The 18,168-nt window shown below is 39.1% G+C and carries 15 protein-coding genes; 8 read left to right on the forward strand and 7 right to left on the reverse strand.

The window, feature by feature from the left end:
• Window positions 1-113: 113 nt before the first annotated feature.
• Entirely contained in the window at window positions 114-2,018 is a 1,905-nt protein-coding gene (gene dxs / locus MKL35_RS03150) for a 1-deoxy-D-xylulose-5-phosphate synthase (RefSeq protein ID WP_032011495.1), read from the reverse strand.
• A gap of 303 nt (window positions 2,019-2,321) precedes the next feature.
• Between dxs and ribA the strand changes: the two genes are divergently transcribed.
• The 3 genes from ribA to aroE all read left to right on the forward strand — a co-directional run bounded on the left by ribA (window position 2,322) and on the right by aroE (window position 4,968).
• Entirely contained in the window at window positions 2,322-2,924 is a 603-nt protein-coding gene (gene ribA / locus MKL35_RS03155; protein WP_001121174.1) for a GTP cyclohydrolase II, read from the forward strand.
• Between the two features lie 127 nt (window positions 2,925-3,051).
• Window positions 3,052-4,002 carry an oxygen-dependent coproporphyrinogen oxidase gene (gene hemF, locus MKL35_RS03160; protein WP_004884608.1) on the forward strand — a complete coding sequence of 317 codons (951 nt, stop codon included), beginning with the start codon at window positions 3,052-3,054 and terminating at the stop codon, window positions 4,000-4,002.
• A 177-nt stretch (window positions 4,003-4,179) separates the two neighbouring features.
• Entirely contained in the window at window positions 4,180-4,968 is a 789-nt protein-coding gene (gene aroE / locus MKL35_RS03165) for a shikimate dehydrogenase (protein WP_004884609.1), read from the forward strand.
• Window positions 4,969-5,016: 48 nt separating this feature from the next.
• Here aroE and MKL35_RS03170 read toward each other — a convergent pair whose 3' ends face one another.
• Window positions 5,017-7,359 carry a hypothetical protein gene (locus MKL35_RS03170; protein WP_106479506.1) on the reverse strand — a complete coding sequence of 781 codons (2,343 nt, stop codon included), beginning with the start codon at window positions 7,357-7,359 and terminating at the stop codon, window positions 5,017-5,019.
• Window positions 7,360-7,616: 257 nt separating this feature from the next.
• On the opposite strand from MKL35_RS03170, the gene MKL35_RS03175 reads away from it, so the two are divergent.
• Window positions 7,617-9,440 (forward strand): acyl-CoA dehydrogenase C-terminal domain-containing protein, encoded by a 1,824-nt coding sequence (locus MKL35_RS03175; protein ID WP_032011491.1) that lies wholly within the window; start codon window positions 7,617-7,619, stop codon window positions 9,438-9,440.
• A 68-nt stretch (window positions 9,441-9,508) separates the two neighbouring features.
• Here MKL35_RS03175 and MKL35_RS03180 read toward each other — a convergent pair whose 3' ends face one another.
• The gene (locus MKL35_RS03180) at window positions 9,509-10,156 is read right to left on the reverse strand and encodes a hypothetical protein (protein WP_032011490.1); all 648 of its coding nucleotides are present in this window, start codon (window positions 10,154-10,156) and stop codon (window positions 9,509-9,511) included.
• A gap of 251 nt (window positions 10,157-10,407) precedes the next feature.
• Between MKL35_RS03180 and MKL35_RS03185 the strand changes: the two genes are divergently transcribed.
• On the forward strand, window positions 10,408-10,662 hold the full coding sequence (locus MKL35_RS03185) for a PspC domain-containing protein (RefSeq protein WP_002052345.1): 255 nt from the start codon (window positions 10,408-10,410) through the stop codon (window positions 10,660-10,662).
• 69 nt (window positions 10,663-10,731) lie between these two features.
• Here the strand turns inward: MKL35_RS03185 and MKL35_RS03190 are convergent, their stop codons facing one another.
• The 4 genes from MKL35_RS03190 to MKL35_RS03205 all read right to left on the reverse strand — a co-directional run bounded on the left by MKL35_RS03190 (window position 10,732) and on the right by MKL35_RS03205 (window position 14,553).
• The gene (locus MKL35_RS03190) at window positions 10,732-11,832 is read right to left on the reverse strand and encodes an HPP family protein (RefSeq protein WP_002052280.1); all 1,101 of its coding nucleotides are present in this window, start codon (window positions 11,830-11,832) and stop codon (window positions 10,732-10,734) included.
• Window positions 11,833-11,964: 132 nt separating this feature from the next.
• Window positions 11,965-12,762 carry a TIGR03915 family putative DNA repair protein gene (locus MKL35_RS03195; protein ID WP_004711769.1) on the reverse strand — a complete coding sequence of 266 codons (798 nt, stop codon included), beginning with the start codon at window positions 12,760-12,762 and terminating at the stop codon, window positions 11,965-11,967.
• A gap of 2 nt (window positions 12,763-12,764) precedes the next feature.
• On the reverse strand, window positions 12,765-14,027 hold the full coding sequence (locus MKL35_RS03200; protein WP_002052302.1) for a putative DNA modification/repair radical SAM protein: 1,263 nt from the start codon (window positions 14,025-14,027) through the stop codon (window positions 12,765-12,767).
• 109 nt (window positions 14,028-14,136) lie between these two features.
• A complete protein-coding gene (locus MKL35_RS03205) occupies window positions 14,137-14,553 on the reverse strand; it encodes a lysozyme inhibitor LprI family protein (RefSeq protein WP_004711766.1) in 417 nt (138 codons plus the stop codon).
• Window positions 14,554-14,582: 29 nt separating this feature from the next.
• On the opposite strand from MKL35_RS03205, the gene MKL35_RS03210 reads away from it, so the two are divergent.
• The 3 genes from MKL35_RS03210 to glyS all read left to right on the forward strand — a co-directional run bounded on the left by MKL35_RS03210 (window position 14,583) and on the right by glyS (window position 18,144).
• Window positions 14,583-15,008, forward strand: coding sequence for a hypothetical protein (locus MKL35_RS03210; RefSeq protein ID WP_032011488.1), 426 nt, complete (start codon window positions 14,583-14,585; stop codon window positions 15,006-15,008).
• 89 nt (window positions 15,009-15,097) lie between these two features.
• Window positions 15,098-16,075: a glycine--tRNA ligase subunit alpha gene (gene glyQ, locus MKL35_RS03215; RefSeq protein WP_000085212.1), complete on the forward strand. Its 978-nt coding sequence runs from the start codon at window positions 15,098-15,100 to the stop codon at window positions 16,073-16,075.
• Window positions 16,075-18,144, forward strand: coding sequence for a glycine--tRNA ligase subunit beta (gene glyS / locus MKL35_RS03220; RefSeq protein WP_032011487.1), 2,070 nt, complete (start codon window positions 16,075-16,077; stop codon window positions 18,142-18,144). The genes glyQ and glyS overlap by 1 nt, the downstream gene beginning before the upstream one ends.
• Window positions 18,145-18,168 lie beyond the last annotated feature (24 nt).

Below are 18,168 nucleotides of genomic sequence, written 5' to 3' on the forward strand. Positions count from 1 at the left end.
CACTACAATACAAATTTGAAGATTTTGACAAAGAATAATGCATAAAAGCGCATACATTTTAGCAAATGAATGCGCTTTATGGGAAAAAATGTTTCAAAAATTTTATTAACGGATTAAACGACCTGATTTTGCTTAAGCCAAGCTCTCTCAATTGAGTTCAAGATACCTTTCGCATCTAAACCACAATCTTGCAGCATTTGATTATGTGAAGCCTGATGCAAGAATGAGTCTGGCAAACCTAAGTTAATGATAGGTTTAACAATTTGCTCTTGTGCCATAAACTCATTTACTGCACTACCCGCTCCACCCATAATCGCATGTTCTTCAACTGTCACGAATAAATGAGTATGTTCAGCCAAGTCTCGAATCATTTGCTCATCAAGCGGTTTTACAAAGCGCATATTTACAACACGCACACCAACATCGTGTTTTTGTGCAAGTTGCTCGGCAGCTTCTATAGCAACCATGACACGGCTACCAAATGCTAGAACTGTAATTTGCTCATCACTATTTGGTTTAATTTCTGCAACGATTTCAGCTTTACCTAATTCAAGAACCGTCATTTCTTTTTGAATTTCGACACCCACACCTGCACCACGTGGGTAACGTACTGCGGCAGGACCATTATAGGCATAGGCTGTATGAAGCATTTGACGGCATTCATTTTCGTCTTTTGGCGCCATAATCACCATATTCGGTACAGTACGCATATAGGCATAGTCATATGCACCTGCGTGTGTTGGGCCATCTTCACCCACTAGACCGGCACGATCAATACCGAAAGTTACATCAAGGTTTTGCAATGCAACATCATGAATAAGTTGATCATAACCACGCTGCAAGAATGTCGAATAAATTGCAACAACAGGTTTTAGCCCTTCACAAGCCATACCAGCTGCAAGTGTTACGGCATGCTGCTCTGCAATTGCGACATCAAAGAAACGCTGTGGGAATTGCTTGGCAAACTTAACCATGCCCGAGCCTTCACACATAGCAGGTGTGATCGCAAGCAACCGCTCATCTTGAGCAGCTTCATCGCATAACCATTCACCAAAAACATCCGAATACTTTGGTGGGGCTTTCCCGCCTGAAGTCGCATTAATTTTACCAATCGCATGGTAAGTAATCGGGTCAGCTTCAGCAGGAGCAAAGCCTTTGCCTTTTTTAGTATAAACGTGAACTAAACGTGGACCTTTACGCTTTTTAAGTGCATTGAACACTTGAACTAACTGATTGACATCGTGCCCATCAAATGGTCCAAAATAATCAAAACCAATTGCTTTAAATAGGTTATCTGCAGCATCGGTTGCCGATTGGTGTAATCGAGAGTTATAGGTCCATTTTGGATGTGGCTGGATATAAGCTTCACCATGTTCATTTACATTGACTAAATGACCTTTTTCCCAAATTGCAGCTAAATGCTTAGCGAAGCCGCCAGTACTGCAAGAAATGGACATGTCATTGTCATTGAGTACAACAATCAAGTCAGCATCATGTGCAACCGCATCATTCATAGCCTCAAATGCCATGCCTGCTGTCATTGCACCATCACCTACGATACAAACAACTTCACATGGGTCATTTTGATAACGGCGTGCAAGTGACATACCTAGGCCAGCTGAAATCGCTGTTGACGAATGCCCTACCCCAAAGGTATCAAAAACCGATTCTTCTCTGGCAGGAAAAGCTGCTAATCCATTTTTTGAACGGATAGTTGTAATTTGTTCACGGCGACCAGTCAGGATTTTATGTGGATATGCTTGATGTCCTACATCCCAAACTAACCGGTCATTTGGTGTATTAAAACAATAATGCAGCGCAACCGTCAGCTCAACCACGCCGAGGTTAGCACCGAAATGGCCACCACTCTGGCCTGCTGCATATAAAATATATTGACGCAACTCATCAGCCACTTGAACCAGTTGGCTATGCTCGAGCTGACGTAATTGTTGAGGATGATCAATTGCATCTAACAATGGCGTAACAGGGCGTTGAGTTGGAATTTCGGTATACAACATATGTGGCAAAGCCTTTATAAGCCTGGCAAATCCTAAGCTGGGTCAAAATGGGTCGATCATACAATCGAATGAAGTCACCTTCAATCAGCCACATTTGCGAACGAGATCATGCAAAGCAGTCTCTCATACATTATGGGTATGGTTGGCAGATTATCCTGAATAATCTGACTATTTATCAACTATTATCGTCTTCTTTATACAAAAAAGAAAACCTTAGTGTGCAAAATGATTATGACAATTCGACCAATCTCCCAGCATTACGCTATACTTTAAACCGTTTTCGGTTAAAAGATGAGTTAATCTGTGCCTATAGAGTTCATTGCAACATCAAAACTCCCGACCGCTTTTGGTGAATTCAATATTTCTGTGTTTCAAGATCCCGTTACAGGTGAAGAACATGTGGCACTTTCTAAAGGGTTAGAAAATCCGCCAACAGGCCCTGTTTTGGTTCGTGTACATTCTGAATGCTTAACAGGTGATGCTTTTGCGTCATTAAAATGTGATTGTGGCCCACAATTACAAGCCACTCAAAAACTCATCAATGAAGCAGGACAAGGTGTAATTTTATATTTACGCCAAGAAGGTCGTGGAATTGGTTTAACCAATAAAATTCGTGCCTATGCTTTGCAAGATCAGGGTCACGATACAGTAGATGCCAATTTACTACTGAATTTACCTGCCGATGCACGCCGTTACGATATGTGTAGCATTATGCTCGATCACTTAAAAGTAAAAGAAGTGAAATTAATTACCAATAATCCTTTGAAAATTCAGGCACTCAAAGATCAGGGTATTAATGTCGTAGATCGTGTACCGTTAACTGTCGGCCGCAATCCTTTTAATGAACAATATTTAAAAACCAAACGTGAAAGAATGGATCACCTTTATCAAAAAGATGATTTTTGATTCCAATTCCAAAATTTAAAAACAATATTTAAGGGATTTTTTCAAGATTTAGAAAAAATCCCTTACTTTTTTTATGGTTTTATGTTTTGATGTATTTAATTTATATCAATCATCTTTGAGGGTCATTATGCAACATCCGACTTCCACAGATATTCAACGTGTCCGCGAATTTCTCCTCGATTTACAAGCCCGTATTTGTGCTGGTTTAGAACAACAAGAAAAAGCTGGCGGTGGTACGGCAGAATTTATTATTGATGATTGGGAACGCCCTGAAGGCGGCGGCGGTCGTTCACGTGTGCTGCAAAATGGTACAGTGATCGAAAAAGGTGGTGTGATGTTTTCTCACATCAACATTAGTAAACTTCCTGCGTCTGCTACAGAACGTCACCCTCAAATTGCAGGAGCTAAAGCTCAGGCACTAGGTGTTTCTTTAGTTATTCATCCTAAAAACCCAAATATTCCGACCTCTCATGCAAATGTCCGTTTATTCGTTGCAGAACGTGAAGGACAAGATCCGATTTGGTGGTTTGGTGGTGGTTTTGATTTAACGCCATTTTATCCAGATGACCAAGATGTTTTAAATTGGCATCAAGCTGCTTACGACTTATGTAAACCTTTTGGTGACAATGTTTATGCTGAACATAAGCAATGGTGTGATGATTACTTTTATTTAAAGCATCGTGATGAACAGCGTGGTGTGGGTGGCTTATTTTTTGATGATTTAAATTGCTGGGATTTCGAAACTTGCTTTAAATATATTCAAGCTGTAGGCAATGGTTATTTAAATGCCATTTTGCCAATTTTCGAAAAACACCGTGAACAGCCCTATACCGAAGCTCAACGAGAATTTCAGCTTTATCGCCGCGGTAGATATGTTGAATATAACTTGGTTTATGACCGTGGTACGTTGTTTGGATTACAAACAGGTGGCCGTATCGAGTCTATTTTAGTCAGCCTACCTAATTTAGCTGCATGGTCTTATCGTCCTGAATGGGATGAAGACTCTCCAGAGAAGCGTTTAACTGACTATTACTTAAAACCTCGTGATTGGTTAGGTTTAAAAGAAAAAGTCGCTTAATTTTTTGTTTTGGGGATTCTTTGGCTTCCACCCTAAAGAATCTCCTTTTTTGATTTCAATTTTCCTTCCTTCATTCAAATATTTTTTCTTGTGTTATTTTGACTTATAGTGAGGCCTGCTGAATATTCAGCATAGGCTTTATCTGCTTTATGCCATTTTAAAATTTTGGATACAAGAATGACCAAACAGTTTGCAGTAATTGGCAACCCGATCGAACAATCACGCTCGCCTGAATTGCATCATGCTTTCGCTCAAAAAACAGGTGTTGATCTAAACTATCAAAAACGTCTCGCTCCTCTAGATGGTTTTGAGTCAAGCATGCGCAGTTTCTTTGCAGAAGGCGGCAGTGGCATGAATGTTACTGTTCCCTTTAAAGAGCAAGCTTTTGCTTTATGTGATGTTTTAACCGAGCGTGCCCAAATTGCTAAAGCTGTAAATACCTTGTGGATGGAAAATGGCAAATTGCATGGTGACAATACAGATGGCCAAGGCCTAGTCGCCGCAATACAAGCTTTAGATTGGAACTTAGAAAATACAACTATTTTAATTTTAGGAGCTGGTGGTGCAACTCGTGGTGTCATTTATCCACTGGTACAGGCTGGCGCTAAAAAGATCGTCATTGCCAACCGAACCCTCGCTCGTGCAGAACAACTTGTAGATGACTTAAAAACAGCAGTTCCACAAGCCCAATTACAAGCAATTTCTCTAAATGATTTAGACGGCGATTTTGATATTGTAATTAATGCAACTTCTGCAAGTCTTTCAGGTGATGCTTTACAACTTCCTGAAAAATTACAGTTCAAATATGCGTATGAAATGGCTTATGGCAAACCTTCTAGTTTCCTTGATCAGGCGAAACAGCGTAATGTGCCTTATGCAGAAGGTTTTGGTATGTTAGTAGGCCAAGCCATCGAAGCTTTTTATATCTGGAATGGTGTAAAACCAGAGTTAAAAGATTTTCTATAATTAAAAAAAGAACCTACATCAAGTAGGTTCTTTTTTTTATCTCATTTACTATTTTTTAGCAGCGACCATTTGCTTATAAACATCTCGGAAAATTTCATAATCAATAAATTCATTATGTTCAGGTTTTAACTTCTGAATTGTTTTTTCCGTAAGCTGTTGTTTACGCGCGGCCACATAAACGTTTCCTAAAATATCAGCCGTTTCTGATAACAAATGCTTTTCTTCAGCAGAAACACCATTTTGTTTTTCAAATTCTAACTGATACTGCTTTGAGAACAGTTGGGCTGGTTGTTTATATTGCTTCTGTAGTTTCTGCCAAGCTTCACGCCCTGCTTTACCTTGCATAGTCTCTATTACAATATGATCTACAGCACGCCCTAACTCATGGTCAAACTGTTCATCCTGTTCAAGATGATGCTTTTTCTGTAAAGCAGTAATACGCTCTAAAGCTTTTCCTTGAGGGTTATAGGTATCTTCTTCCGAGAACCAGTAAGCATAAACCTCTGCAATTTCTTGTAGCTGTTGAACAGAGTAATATTTGATATATGACGGTTTTTCAGCTGTTAATTTGGCAATAAATACTGCTTTATAAGTTTTGTCATAAGCATGCGTTGCATCATAGGTTTTATCAGCCAGTACAGCCAGATTTGCATCTAAATCTTGTACATCACTATGTGTGCCTACCGGATGCTCTAAAACATCACCTTGTCCAAGCTTTTCTCCAAAACCTTTAATAAAGTTTTCGAGCATAGAACCTTTACTTGCTTCAGCTACAGACTTGGCCTGTTTAAGCTGCTTTTGATCAATTGAGGTTGCTTTACCGTAGTTTAAAATTTGCATGTCCGCTTTAATATTAAAGCTATGTTTAAACTCAGCTGGCGTATAAGCAACATCATAGGTCATGTTCACTGCACGACCTTTATCATCTAAAGCCACATCAATCGTGATTGGATTTCTTTGCTTAGGTAAAGCTTGCTCAATTTCGGCCTTGTGTTTTAGCCATAAAGCTTTAAATGCTTCATCATTGATAAACTGGTTTTGGTTATAAGCTTCAAAAGTTTGTTTTAAAGTGTCTCGGCGAGACTTGGTTTGAACTTTTTCAGCACTTGCCGCACTCTGATCTAGCACATCAATGTCATAAACTTGGCAATAATTAATATCACCTAAAGCAACCGGTTTTTTCAGTGACTTTAATTCAATACATTGATCTTCGGTAAGCGTTACAGCGTCTTCACCTTGTGCATCCTGTACACCACCTGCAGCTGCTTCTTCACTGCCATTTTGATCTTCAGAAACTGATGCATCTGCTGCTGCCGGAGCTTGTGCTGCCGTAGTTAAATTGTCCTCACCTGCGTCATTTGATGAAAGAGCACCATCAAAGTGTGCATTGATTAAACTATACAATTCCTGACTTACAGCAGCGGCATCATCAGAAGAAACTTTTTGTTCTTCTTTATTAACTGCGCCTTTTTTCGCTTCAGAAGCGGCAAGCTCTTTTGCTACTTTTTCAGCCATTTTTTGGTTATCAAAACCTAATACACTTTTTTGAAGATATTTATCATTGACCTGACCATACAGCTCAACTTCTAAAAGCAACTCTTCAATGGTGGTTTTCAAACGAATTTTGTCAACTGCCCCAGCCTTACGATCAGTCTCTGTCAAAGATACACGTTGTAAGTTTTGCGGGTCAGCCAAACGATAAGAAACCGCGCTAGAAGCTTTAAGATATTCAATAAACTTCTTCGTATCGACATTTTTAAAGAAGTCTTTATATTTTGAAAAATCAATATAAGCCAAATTATTTTGATTTTCTTTATTGACTAAATACGGCATTAAACCGAAGTAATTTACGTAAAACTTATAATTTTCCAGATCAAGCACCATTGGCAATTTTGCCTGAACCAATAGCGTTGGTTTTTCATATTTAGCAGTAAGGTTAAATGAACCCATTTTTTGACGGTAATGAATTGAGCCATCATAGCTAAATTGAAGATCATTTAATAAATTAATTAATACGGCGTTTACTTTTTCAGAACGTGCTGAGGACCCCAAATCACCTTGTTCATTTGCAATAGCTGCATATAGGGTTTGTTTCTGAGCTTTACTTAAACCAACTTTTTGCTCACGTAAATATTGATCAACTTTCTTTTGTAATTCGGCATCAAGTTTTGGACTATTTTCAGCTTTTCCATTTTGCTTTATTTGTGATGGATCAACCGTGATTTTAAAGTTTCCGCGATAGTCATAACTTGGATATTCATACATCGCATTAACGCTTTGAATGGCCTTTTGCTCTAAATTCGCAGATGCCACTTGTGGACGCACGCCGTGTTGTGCACATGCAGTCAAGCCCAAACTAAATAAACATAAACTGAGATATTTTAAATGCATAACCTTTTTTAAAACCTTATCGCTTTATCTTTTTAACAAAACTTGCTAAAAATAAAAAAATTAGTTGTTTTTTCACATAAAAGTATAAGACCTGACTTTATCAGAAAATATAATTTCCAGTGTATTTATTTTCGACAAAATTCGCTTTTCTGACATTCTTTTCGGGTGTGATTAACATTGTATTTTTATCATGCGAGTGAATAATCAAATCATCGATTCAGATAATCCCACAATGTCTTACAATTAGGATTAAAGCCATGCCAGCATATAAAGCTCCCCTACACGATATCCGCTTCTTAATGAATGAAGTATTAGACTATCCTGCTCACTATAAAACTTTATCAAATGGTGAAAGTGCAGATCCAGATACTGTAGATATGATTCTTGAAGGTGCGGCAGATTATTGTGAAAACGTACTCTCTCCCCTTAACCAATCTGGCGATGAAGAAGGTTGCCATTTTGACAATGGCGAAGTGAAAACACCAAAAGGTTTTAAAGAAGCTTATGACCAGTTTGTAATGGGTGGCTGGCAAGGACTTTCTTATCCTGAAGAATTTGGTGGCCAAGGCCTTCCAATGTCTTTAAACCTGATTAAATCAGAGATGATGGGTACAGCGAACTGGTCATTTACCATGTATCCGGGTTTAAGCTCAGGTTGTATGAATACGATTTTGCAATTCGGTACAGATGAGCAAAAACAAACCTATATGCCTAAACTTGTTGAAGGTACATGGAGCGGCACAATGTGCTTAACCGAACCTCAATGTGGTACAGACTTAGGTCAGGTAAAAACTAAAGCTGAACCTCAAGCTGATGGTACTTATAAAATTTCTGGTACAAAAATCTTCATTTCTGCTGGTGAACACGATTTAACTGAGAACATTATTCACATCGTGCTTGCACGTCTTCCAGATGCGCCAGCAGGTACACGAGGTATTTCTTTATTTATCGTTCCTAAGTTTATTCCAACCACTGATGGTGGCGTAGGTGAACGTAACACTGTTAGCTGTGGTTCAATCGAACACAAAATGGGTATTCGTGCTTCTGCAACGGCTGTATTGAACTTTGACAACGCTACAGGCTACCTCATTGGTGAAGTAAACAAAGGCTTACATGCGATGTTTACTTTTATGAACACTGCGCGTATTGGTACTGCGGTTCAAGGTATTGCACATGCTGAGTTATCTTTCCAAGGTGCTCTACCTTATGCCAAAGAACGTATGTCTATGCGTGCCCTTTCTGGTAAAAAAGATCCAGATAAAGTGGCTGATGCGATTATTCACCATGCTGATGTACGTCGTATGTTATTAACTCAAAAAGCGATCGCTGAAGGCGGTCGTTCAATGATCTATTACGCAGCACAACTTGCTGACAAAATGACAGACGCTTTGACGCGCGGTGACCAAGCTGCATTTGAAGATTATGATGACAAACTTGGTTTCTATACACCAATTTTGAAAGGTTTCTTGACTGAGCTTGGCCTAGAAGCTGCTAACCATGGTATGCAAGTGTATGGTGGCCATGGTTACATCAAAGAATGGGGTATGGAGCAAATCGTACGTGATGCTCGTATTTCTACTTTATACGAAGGAACAACTGGTGTTCAGGCACTCGACTTGATTGGTCGTAAAGTGTTGTTAAGCTCAAAAGGTAAAGTAGTGCGTGAATACACTGCTGAAATCTTAAAATTCTGTGCAACACATGCACGTAATAAATACTTACGTCGTTTCGCTTGGGATTTAACAAAGCTTTGTGCTCAATGGAACACTTTAACTGTTCGTATCATGCTTGCTGCACGTAAAGACCGTGACATCGTATCTTCTGCTTCTGTAGATTTCTTGATGTTCTCAGGCTATGTCATGATGGCTTATTTCTGGGCTCAACAAGCCGTAGTTGCTTCTGAAAAATTAGAAGCAGGTGACGGTAAAGAAACTCCTGAATTCTATAAAGCAAAAATTAAAGTTGCTGATTTCTACTTCGACCGTTTATTACCACGTGCACAAGGTCATGCAGAATCAATGGTAACGACTTCTCGTACACTTACTTCATTACCAGTTGAACACTTTAGCTTCGACTACTAATAAGTAAGTAGTAAAATAAAAAAGAGCGCAATTAATATTGCGCTCTTTTTTATTGAATTAAAATAACTTTATTCTTTATTAAGTACATAAGCTTTTGTAGGAACAAAATAGTTTTGTTCTAAAAACTCACGATTTTTACCATAATCGCTATAGAACAGTTTTTCTAAATTTACGATTAATTTCTGTTTCGAAATAATATTAAAGTAGAAGTTAACATCTGATGTTGGACACTGAATCTTTAACTCATGAGCAGCAGAATCAACTTTCCACTTTAATGAAGGACATAATCGATTGATGACTGCACTTTTTGCACCATCTTTATTACTGATTCGCCCAAAATGAACAACGTTCCAATACGCAGTGCCATCAGGTAATAAGTTTAAAATATATTCCGCTTCACCTGTTTCACAATCAGCAAAATTATCTTCACATGAAATACGGGTATGATAGCGACCTGCATATTGTTGATCTGATTCAGATATTTTAGATGTCTGATCTGGGGCACCATCGGGTAAAAAAGTTCGCCCTGCTGCATCATCCAACGTTTTAACTGCAGTCGTACTTTTAACTAGACTATTATCATGTTTAGAAGTCGTTGCTACCGCTGAGTGATCCTTAGAATCGGCATGATTTGCATCACAGGCACTCAGCGCCATACATAAGATGGCTGCCAAACCTAAATATTTAATTAAAAGACCAGACCACTTCAAAGACATATACATCATTCACATACAACAGCAATGTGACTGTTCAAATTATGATTTAAGAACACTACCATTACTGCTACAAACACTTTTAGCCCCGAAAGGGTGCATTTTAGTAGATGTTGCTTTCATTCATTTAAATCATTTACATATTTTAACTATTTTTAATTTTATCGGACTTTAATTAGTTAATTTTGTCACCATATTTCTATTAACCAAGGGAAATAACAAACCTTGTCATTTATATATTTGAGGAGAACTACATGACCAATTCTGGTTTATATCGCTCGAACCGACAAAGCATGATCGCCGGTGTAATGGGCGGTATTGCTGAACGTTTTGGTTGGAACGCAAATTTATTACGCATTATTTTCGTATTGGTCTCGGTAATGAGTGCGGCTTTCCCAGGAATTTTAGTCTACTTGGTATTATGGTTAGTTATTCCGAAAAGACAGCCTGAACAAGTACAAGGTTATCAACAACCTGTTCGTACTGTACGAGAAGAACAAATACATTAAATCACTTAGTTTATTTTGGTCGCTACGGTTGCATCCCCTAATCAACCGTAGCTTTTTTTATGCTTAAAATTATAGTTTTCGATTTAACTGCTGTTGTAATGCCGCGATCATATCTGCACGGCTAATGATTCCTATCAGTTTTCGCTCTTCAACAACAGGAATATAGTTAAATGACTTCTCAACAAAGTAAGGTACAAGATCTTGAATAGGCTGAGTTGGTAGTACAGTAACAACTCGACGACTCATAATTTGCTTTACATAATGTTGCCATGAGTTTCTTGGATCGGCTGCCCCTTTAAACCACTCCACAACTTCATATAGTGCTAAAGTTCCTACCAAATGGTTTTCTGCATTGACCACAGGTAAGCTCATCAAGTTCACTTGTTTAAATTTATCTAATGCCTGATGAATATCATCATCTTCATGTAGTTTAATCACATCACGGCTCATAATATCCTGACAGGCATATTGGTTCACCATGCGTTCATTGGCATGTTCTTGCGCTTCTAAAATGATTTTTTCTAAATCGTACTGACTAATATCTAATAGTTCAGTGTGATGCTCTAATGCATATTCAATATCTTTTGGCTGAATTGAGACTTTTTGAGTTGGCGTTGGGTCTTTACTACGTTCATTTAAGTGTGCAGTAACCGGATAATGCCGTCCAATCAGTCGATTAAAAAATATGGCGAAACCGAGTAGAAGTAATGAATTGAGTAGAACTGGATAGAAAACAAAATAGAAACCTAATTTGTGAATAGCCGCACCACCCAACACAGCCGTAATCGCAACTGCACCACTCGGTGGGTGCAAAGAGTCAGTGGTCATCATTAAAAATATAGCAAGCCCTACAGCCACACTAAAAGCCGTAGTTAAATCCGGAATGTACTGTGCACAGGCTACGCCAATAATAGCGGCTAAGGTATTACCAACAATAACATTCCAGGGCTGAGCCAGCGGACTGGTCGACACAGCAAATAAGAGAACTGAGGAAGCTCCCATAGGTGCAATGTACCATGCATTAATTCCACCTAAAACATACCAGCTAATTAAGGAAGAAATTGCTAAACCGCATAGCGCTCCAACGCCACAAAGCAACCGTTCTTTTAGTGGTAAAACCTTAAAATTCGGTTTTAAAATCTGTAACCATTCTGGCTGTATAACACTCACAGTACACCTTAGGGGATATGCCGTTATTTATAACGGGCAAAAGTATACGCCCAAAGCCACATAAAGTGCATTTAAATTATATCTTTCAATTATCAGAAAACCTGTTGAATATATTCTTACTATTTGAAAATTTTAATATTCCATCAATTTTTCATTTAAATAACGCCAGTAACGTTTCGGCAAATATTGCACATGGAGCTTTATATTCTGGCGTTCTGTAATATTTACGCTCTTAAAATAATCTTTCCAAAGCTGATCATACAAAACTTCTTGCTCATCTAACTCAAGCTGAAAGCTTTGACTCATTCCATTTTTTAAATTACGGTCAACGTCCGAGGCTTCGAGCGAAACTTCATGTATTTCCCGTAAATCATAATAAATTCCAAACTTACGTTGCTCATCATAAATCAACCAACGCTGATCTTGATAACGCCGTTTAAAATGCGGCTGAATGAGTGGTAAAACATTAAAATCAGGACGAACCAGACTTAAAAAAAGCTCATCTTTAGTTTTCTTAAAACGAATAAAAGCCTCCATTCGATGCTTCTCTCGCCCGACCTTTTTCGTCCACTGTGCAATTGCCAGAACACTAGGATTTGAATAATCTTTTTCTATGGAAACATGGCTAGTAAACACATAAATACAGTAATTAAATAAATGCTGATAGGCATCTAAAGATTCGGATAAATAAGCAAAATAAAATTGTTTTAACGAAGAAGATGAAAGCTTTTTTTGTAGCGCAGCCCATACACGTTCAGCATGTTGCTCATTATTTGCAACCTCAATTTTATCGGCAAATAAACCATGTTGAGCTGCATCATTCAGACAGAGCCTGACCTGTAATTCTTTAAATTGAAATGCACGAAAAACACAGCTCAGCAGCCCAACCATTGAACCATCAAAATAGTAAGCAACCTCCTCATTAAACATGGCTAAAACCCAAGACTTAATTGTGGCGAGAGTTGCTGCACATATTTCGAAGATCCCTGCGTTAAAATCTGCTGCCGAATAAAACTTGAAGACAATTCTTTTTGGAATTTTGGACTGTCTTCACAGCGAATAAAGAATTTAGCACGCTGATAGGCCACACCGAGTTTTTTAAGTAAATCGGTATGGATTTTGCCAAACCGGCGTGCTTGCACAATTTTCTTGGCCGATTTCACCCCAATACCCGGTACACGTAAAATCATTTGATAATCTGCACGATTTAAATCTACTGGAAACTGCTCGGGATGCCTTAACGCCCAGCTTAATTTTGGGTCTACATCCAGATCCAAATTTGGGTGTTTTTCATTAACAATTTCATTGACTTCAAAACCGTAAAAACGCATCAACCAATCACTTTGATAGAGTCGATTTTCACGAAGCAACGGCGGTGCAGAACCAACAGCAGGCAAGTAATTATTTTCGGTATTAATTGGAATATAACCCGAATAATAGACGCGTTTGAGTTTAAATTCTTTATAGTGCTTGTCTGCCATGAACAAGACATCTTGATCTGACTCTTGATGCGCTCCTACCACCATTTGGGTGGTCTGCCCTGCTGGTACATATTTCGGCACATGCTTAATAACTTGTCGTTCATCTTTCAGTTGAATGAGTCTGTCACGAACCAAACCTAAATCTTTTTGTACTTCCTCATGTGATTTTTCTGGCGCAAAAGTTTTTAGCCCCATCTCTGTCGGCATTTCTAAATTAATACTCATCCGGTCAGCATATAAACCTGCTTCATGAATCAGTTCAGGCGATGCGCCCGGAATTGTTTTTAGGTGAATATAACCATTAAAGTTTTCTTCAAGGCGCAACTTTTTAACCACTTGGAGCATGCGCTCCATCGTATGATCCGCCGATTTAAAAATGCCGGAGCTTAAAAATAACCCTTCAATATAATTACGACGGTAAAAATTAATGGTTAAATCGACGACCTCTTGTACCGTAAATGCGGCACGTTGAACGTCATTAGAACGACGTGAAACACAATAGGCGCAGTCAAAAATACAGACATTGCTAAACAGAATTTTTAAGAGAGACACACAACGACCATCTTCAGTATAGCTATGGCAAATACCCGAATGACTAGCATCCCCCAGACCTTTATTTTTGTTTTTACGGTCACTGCCACTTGATGAACAAGACACATCATATTTAGCAGCATCAGCAAGAATTTGTAGTTTTTCCCGAATGCGATCAGACATATCAAACGACTCATTTATGGCATCGTTTAGAAAATATCATGTCGCATTCTTAAATTTAATCTAGGGAAGTACGCTCAGCGTCATGAGGTGACGTTTAAAATAATCTGTCTTAATTAACGTATTCTTCAAGCTGCTTTACACGCTTTTCATACTCTTGCATTGGGCAATATGAATACATCGGTGAGCCGATATATGAACCTGCATTATTACATTCCTGATCTACATAGGCTTTCCAGAGTCGCTGAGATTTTAAAATATCTTGGTAACGTTCTGGCTGTTTGTATTCTTCGCTTTGTGCACGAATTTGATCAATCAGAGCAACAATTTTTTCTTCATAAGTCTTTTTAGCTTGTTCAGAACAGCTATACACGACCATATTATTAATGCTTTCAAGCTTCATTTCTTTAATGGTCTGGTCTACACATTGATTGTATTCATCTTGCTCATCAGTTTCGGTTTGCGCGTAAAGCCACGGGCTACAGAAAAGGCTGGATAAAACAATAAGTTTGCAGCAAAATTTCAACATAACTTCTTCTCAGTTCTATAATTTTTAATATGCTTCAATATAACAAAAAAACGATTATTCATGCACTTGCGCTTGCACCCCTACCATTGCTGAGTTTATCTGCCTTAGGGGTCATGACATTAAATGCTGAGTTTAACCTTTATTCGATTGGAGTTATTTTACTAGCCCATTTCTTATTTTATTTACTTTTTTATGGCCTTCTAATTATTCCTTTCGCATATATCATTTCCTATTTTCTGGCCCGTAAAAGTCGTTTAAATCTGATGAGTATTTTCATCAGCGGAACTGCGATCTGGATTTTGATTAGCCATATTACACGTTTGTTTTTTGTCGGGTCATTCCCGTCTCCTTGGTGGAATATTTATAAGATTTACAGTTTTTATCTCATGATTTTATTTACCGGCTTTTGCTACTGGTTAAGCTTGAAATGGCTAAGCCGAAAACAAATAGGCTAATCACGTATTCATTTGATTAAGCCTTTGCCACTCCCCTACAAAATCCTTATACTTAGGGGCAATTTTTCTCATAAATTCGTGGATGCTACATGAGTCGCGCCATCTCGCACATTGATACATTTCAGGGCTTAATTCTTGCCCTACAAAACTATTGGGCCGAACAAGGCTGCGTCGTACTACAACCTTACGACATGGAAATGGGCGCTGGAACATTCCACACCGCAACATTCTTACGTGCTTTAGGGCCAGAGACTTGGAACGCGGCATACGTTCAACCTTCACGTCGTCCAAAAGATGGCCGCTACGGTGAAAACCCGAACCGTTTGCAACACTACTATCAGTTCCAAGTGGTACTTAAGCCAAACCCAGACAACATCCAGCAGCTTTATCTTGATTCTTTAAAAGCAATCGGGATTGATACGCTTACTCACGATATCCGTTTCGTAGAAGACAACTGGGAATCTCCAACTCTTGGGGCTTGGGGCTTAGGTTGGGAAGTTTGGCTTAACGGTATGGAAGTAACTCAGTTCACTTACTTCCAACAAGTTGGTGGTGTTGAATGTTACCCAGTAACAGGCGAAATCACTTACGGTTTAGAACGTCTTGCGATGTACCTACAGGGTGTTGATTCGGTATATGACCTTGTTTGGACCAAAGGCCAATTCGGTACTGTAACTTACGGCGACGTATTCCATCAAAATGAAGTTGAGCAATCGACTTATAACTTTGAATACGCTCCAGTTGACAAACTATTTGAACTGTTTGATTTCTACGAGTCAGAAGCAAACCGTTTAATGGAAGCTAAACTTCCACTTCCAGCTTATGAGCAAGTTGTTAAAGCGTCTCATACCTTTAACTTGCTTGATGCACGTGGTGCAATTTCTGTGACTGAGCGTCAGCGTTACATTTTACGTGTACGTACTTTGGCACGCGCAATTGCACAAAGTTATGTACAAGCGCGTGCAGAACTTGGCTTCCCAATGGCAGAACCGCATTTACGTGATGAAGTATTGGCACAGCTAAAAGCACAAGCTGAAAGTGAAGCAGCAAAGGCGGAGAAAAACTAATGAGCAAACATACTGTTTTATTCGAACTTGGCTGTGAAGAGCTTCCACCAAAAAGCTTAAAAACATTACGTGATGCACTACAAGCAGAAACTGTAAAAGGCTTAAATGAAGCAGGTTTAAACTTCGCATCTGTTGAAGCTTATGCCGCTCCACGTCGTTTAGCGCTTAAAATTGTAGATGTAGATGCTGCGCAAGCGGATACACAAAAACGTTTTGACGGCCCGGCTGTTCAAGCAGCTTACGATGCAGAAGGCAAACCGACTAAAGCACTTGAAGGCTTTATGCGTGGTCAAGGCATTACTGTTGATCAGCTTTCTACATTCCAAGCAGGTAAAGTTGAAAAAGTTTGCTATTTAAAAGATGTGAAAGGTCAAAGCCTTGACGCTTTACTTCCACAGATTTTACAAACTTCGCTAGACAACTTACCAATTGCTAAGCGCATGCGTTCTGCTGCAAGCCGTACCGAATTTGTACGTCCAGTGAAATGGGTTCTCTTACTCAAAGACGACCAAATTGTTGATGCGACTATTCAAGATCATAAAGCTGGTAATGTGACTTATGGTCACCGTTTCCATGCACCTGAAGCTGTAACTTTAGCGCATGCAAATGACTACTTGGCTGCTTTAGAAAAAGCTTACGTCGTTGCGAACTTTGAAAAGCGTCAGGCAACCATACAAGAACAAGTGAAAAAGTTAGCTGATGAAGTTAACGCGACTGCAATTGTTCCAGCTGACTTACTTGATGAAGTAACAAGTCTGGTTGAATGGCCTGTAGCTTTACGTGCAACTTTTGAAGAGCGCTATTTAGCTGTTCCTCAAGAAGCTCTTATTACGACAATGCAAGACAACCAGAAATATTTCTGTTTGATCAATGCAGAAGGTAAATTACAGCCTTACTTCATTACTGTTTCAAACATTGAGTCTAAAGACCCGACTCAAATTATTGAAGGTAACGAAAAAGTTGTTCGCCCTCGTTTGTCTGATGCTGAGTTCTTCTTCTTACAAGATCAAAAGCAACCGCTTGCATCTCGTAAAGAAAAACTAGCAAACATGGTATTCCAAGCACAACTTGGTACGCTTTGGGACAAATCAACACGTATTGCAAAACTTGCAGTTGTATTATCTCCAATCACTGGTGCAAACCCAGCCGATGCTGAAAAAGCTGCATTACTTGCTAAATGCGACTTAACCTCTGAACTTGTAGGTGAGTTCCCAGAACTTCAAGGTATTGCGGGTACTTACTACGCACGTATTGAAGGTGAAAACACTGAAGTTTCTGAAGCTTTAGGTGAGCAATATTTACCAAAATTTGCGGGTGATGTTTTACCAAAAACCAAAACAGGTACAACCATTGCCCTTGCCGACCGTTTAGATACGCTGGTTGGTATTTTCGGTATTGGACAAGCGCCAACAGGCTCTAAAGACCCGTTTGCTCTTCGTCGTTCAGCAATTGGTATCTTACGTTTAATCATTGAAAATGAATTAGATGTAACGATTGAAGAGCTAGTGAATCTTGCGCTTCAAGGCTATGGCGATATCGTTAAAGACCACGACAAGACTCGTGCTGATGCTGTTGCATTCTTGGAAGGTCGTTACCGTGCCAAGTACGAAGACCAAGGCGTTGCTGTTGATGTACTTCAAGCCGTTCAAGCACTTGCACCAAAATCTCCACTTGATTTTGACAAGCGCGTAAATGCTGTTAACCACTTCCGTACATTACCTGAAGCTGCTGCACTTGCTGCTGCAAATAAACGTGTTGCCAATATTCTTGCCAAAGAAGCAACACCTGAAGGTTCTGTAGTTGAAGCTAACTTAGTTGAAGATGCTGAAAAAGCATTATTTGCCGAGCTTCAAGCAGTGACACCTGTAGTTGAACCATTACTTGCAGCAAAAGACTACACTGCTGCTCTTTCTAAGCTTGCAGCACTTCGCGCGCCGATTGATGCATTCTTTGATGGTGTAATGGTAATGGCAGATGATGCTGACCTGAAAGCAAACCGTTTACGTTTATTAGCTCAGCTACGTAACTTGTTTACTGCTGTGGCTGATGTAAGTGTATTGCAGGGTTAATTAGTTCTTTTTAAATAAAGGGAT

The sequence above is a fragment of the Acinetobacter sp. AOR41_HL genome, assembly GCF_027854645.1.
Lineage (GTDB): Bacteria > Pseudomonadota > Gammaproteobacteria > Pseudomonadales > Moraxellaceae > Acinetobacter > Acinetobacter nosocomialis.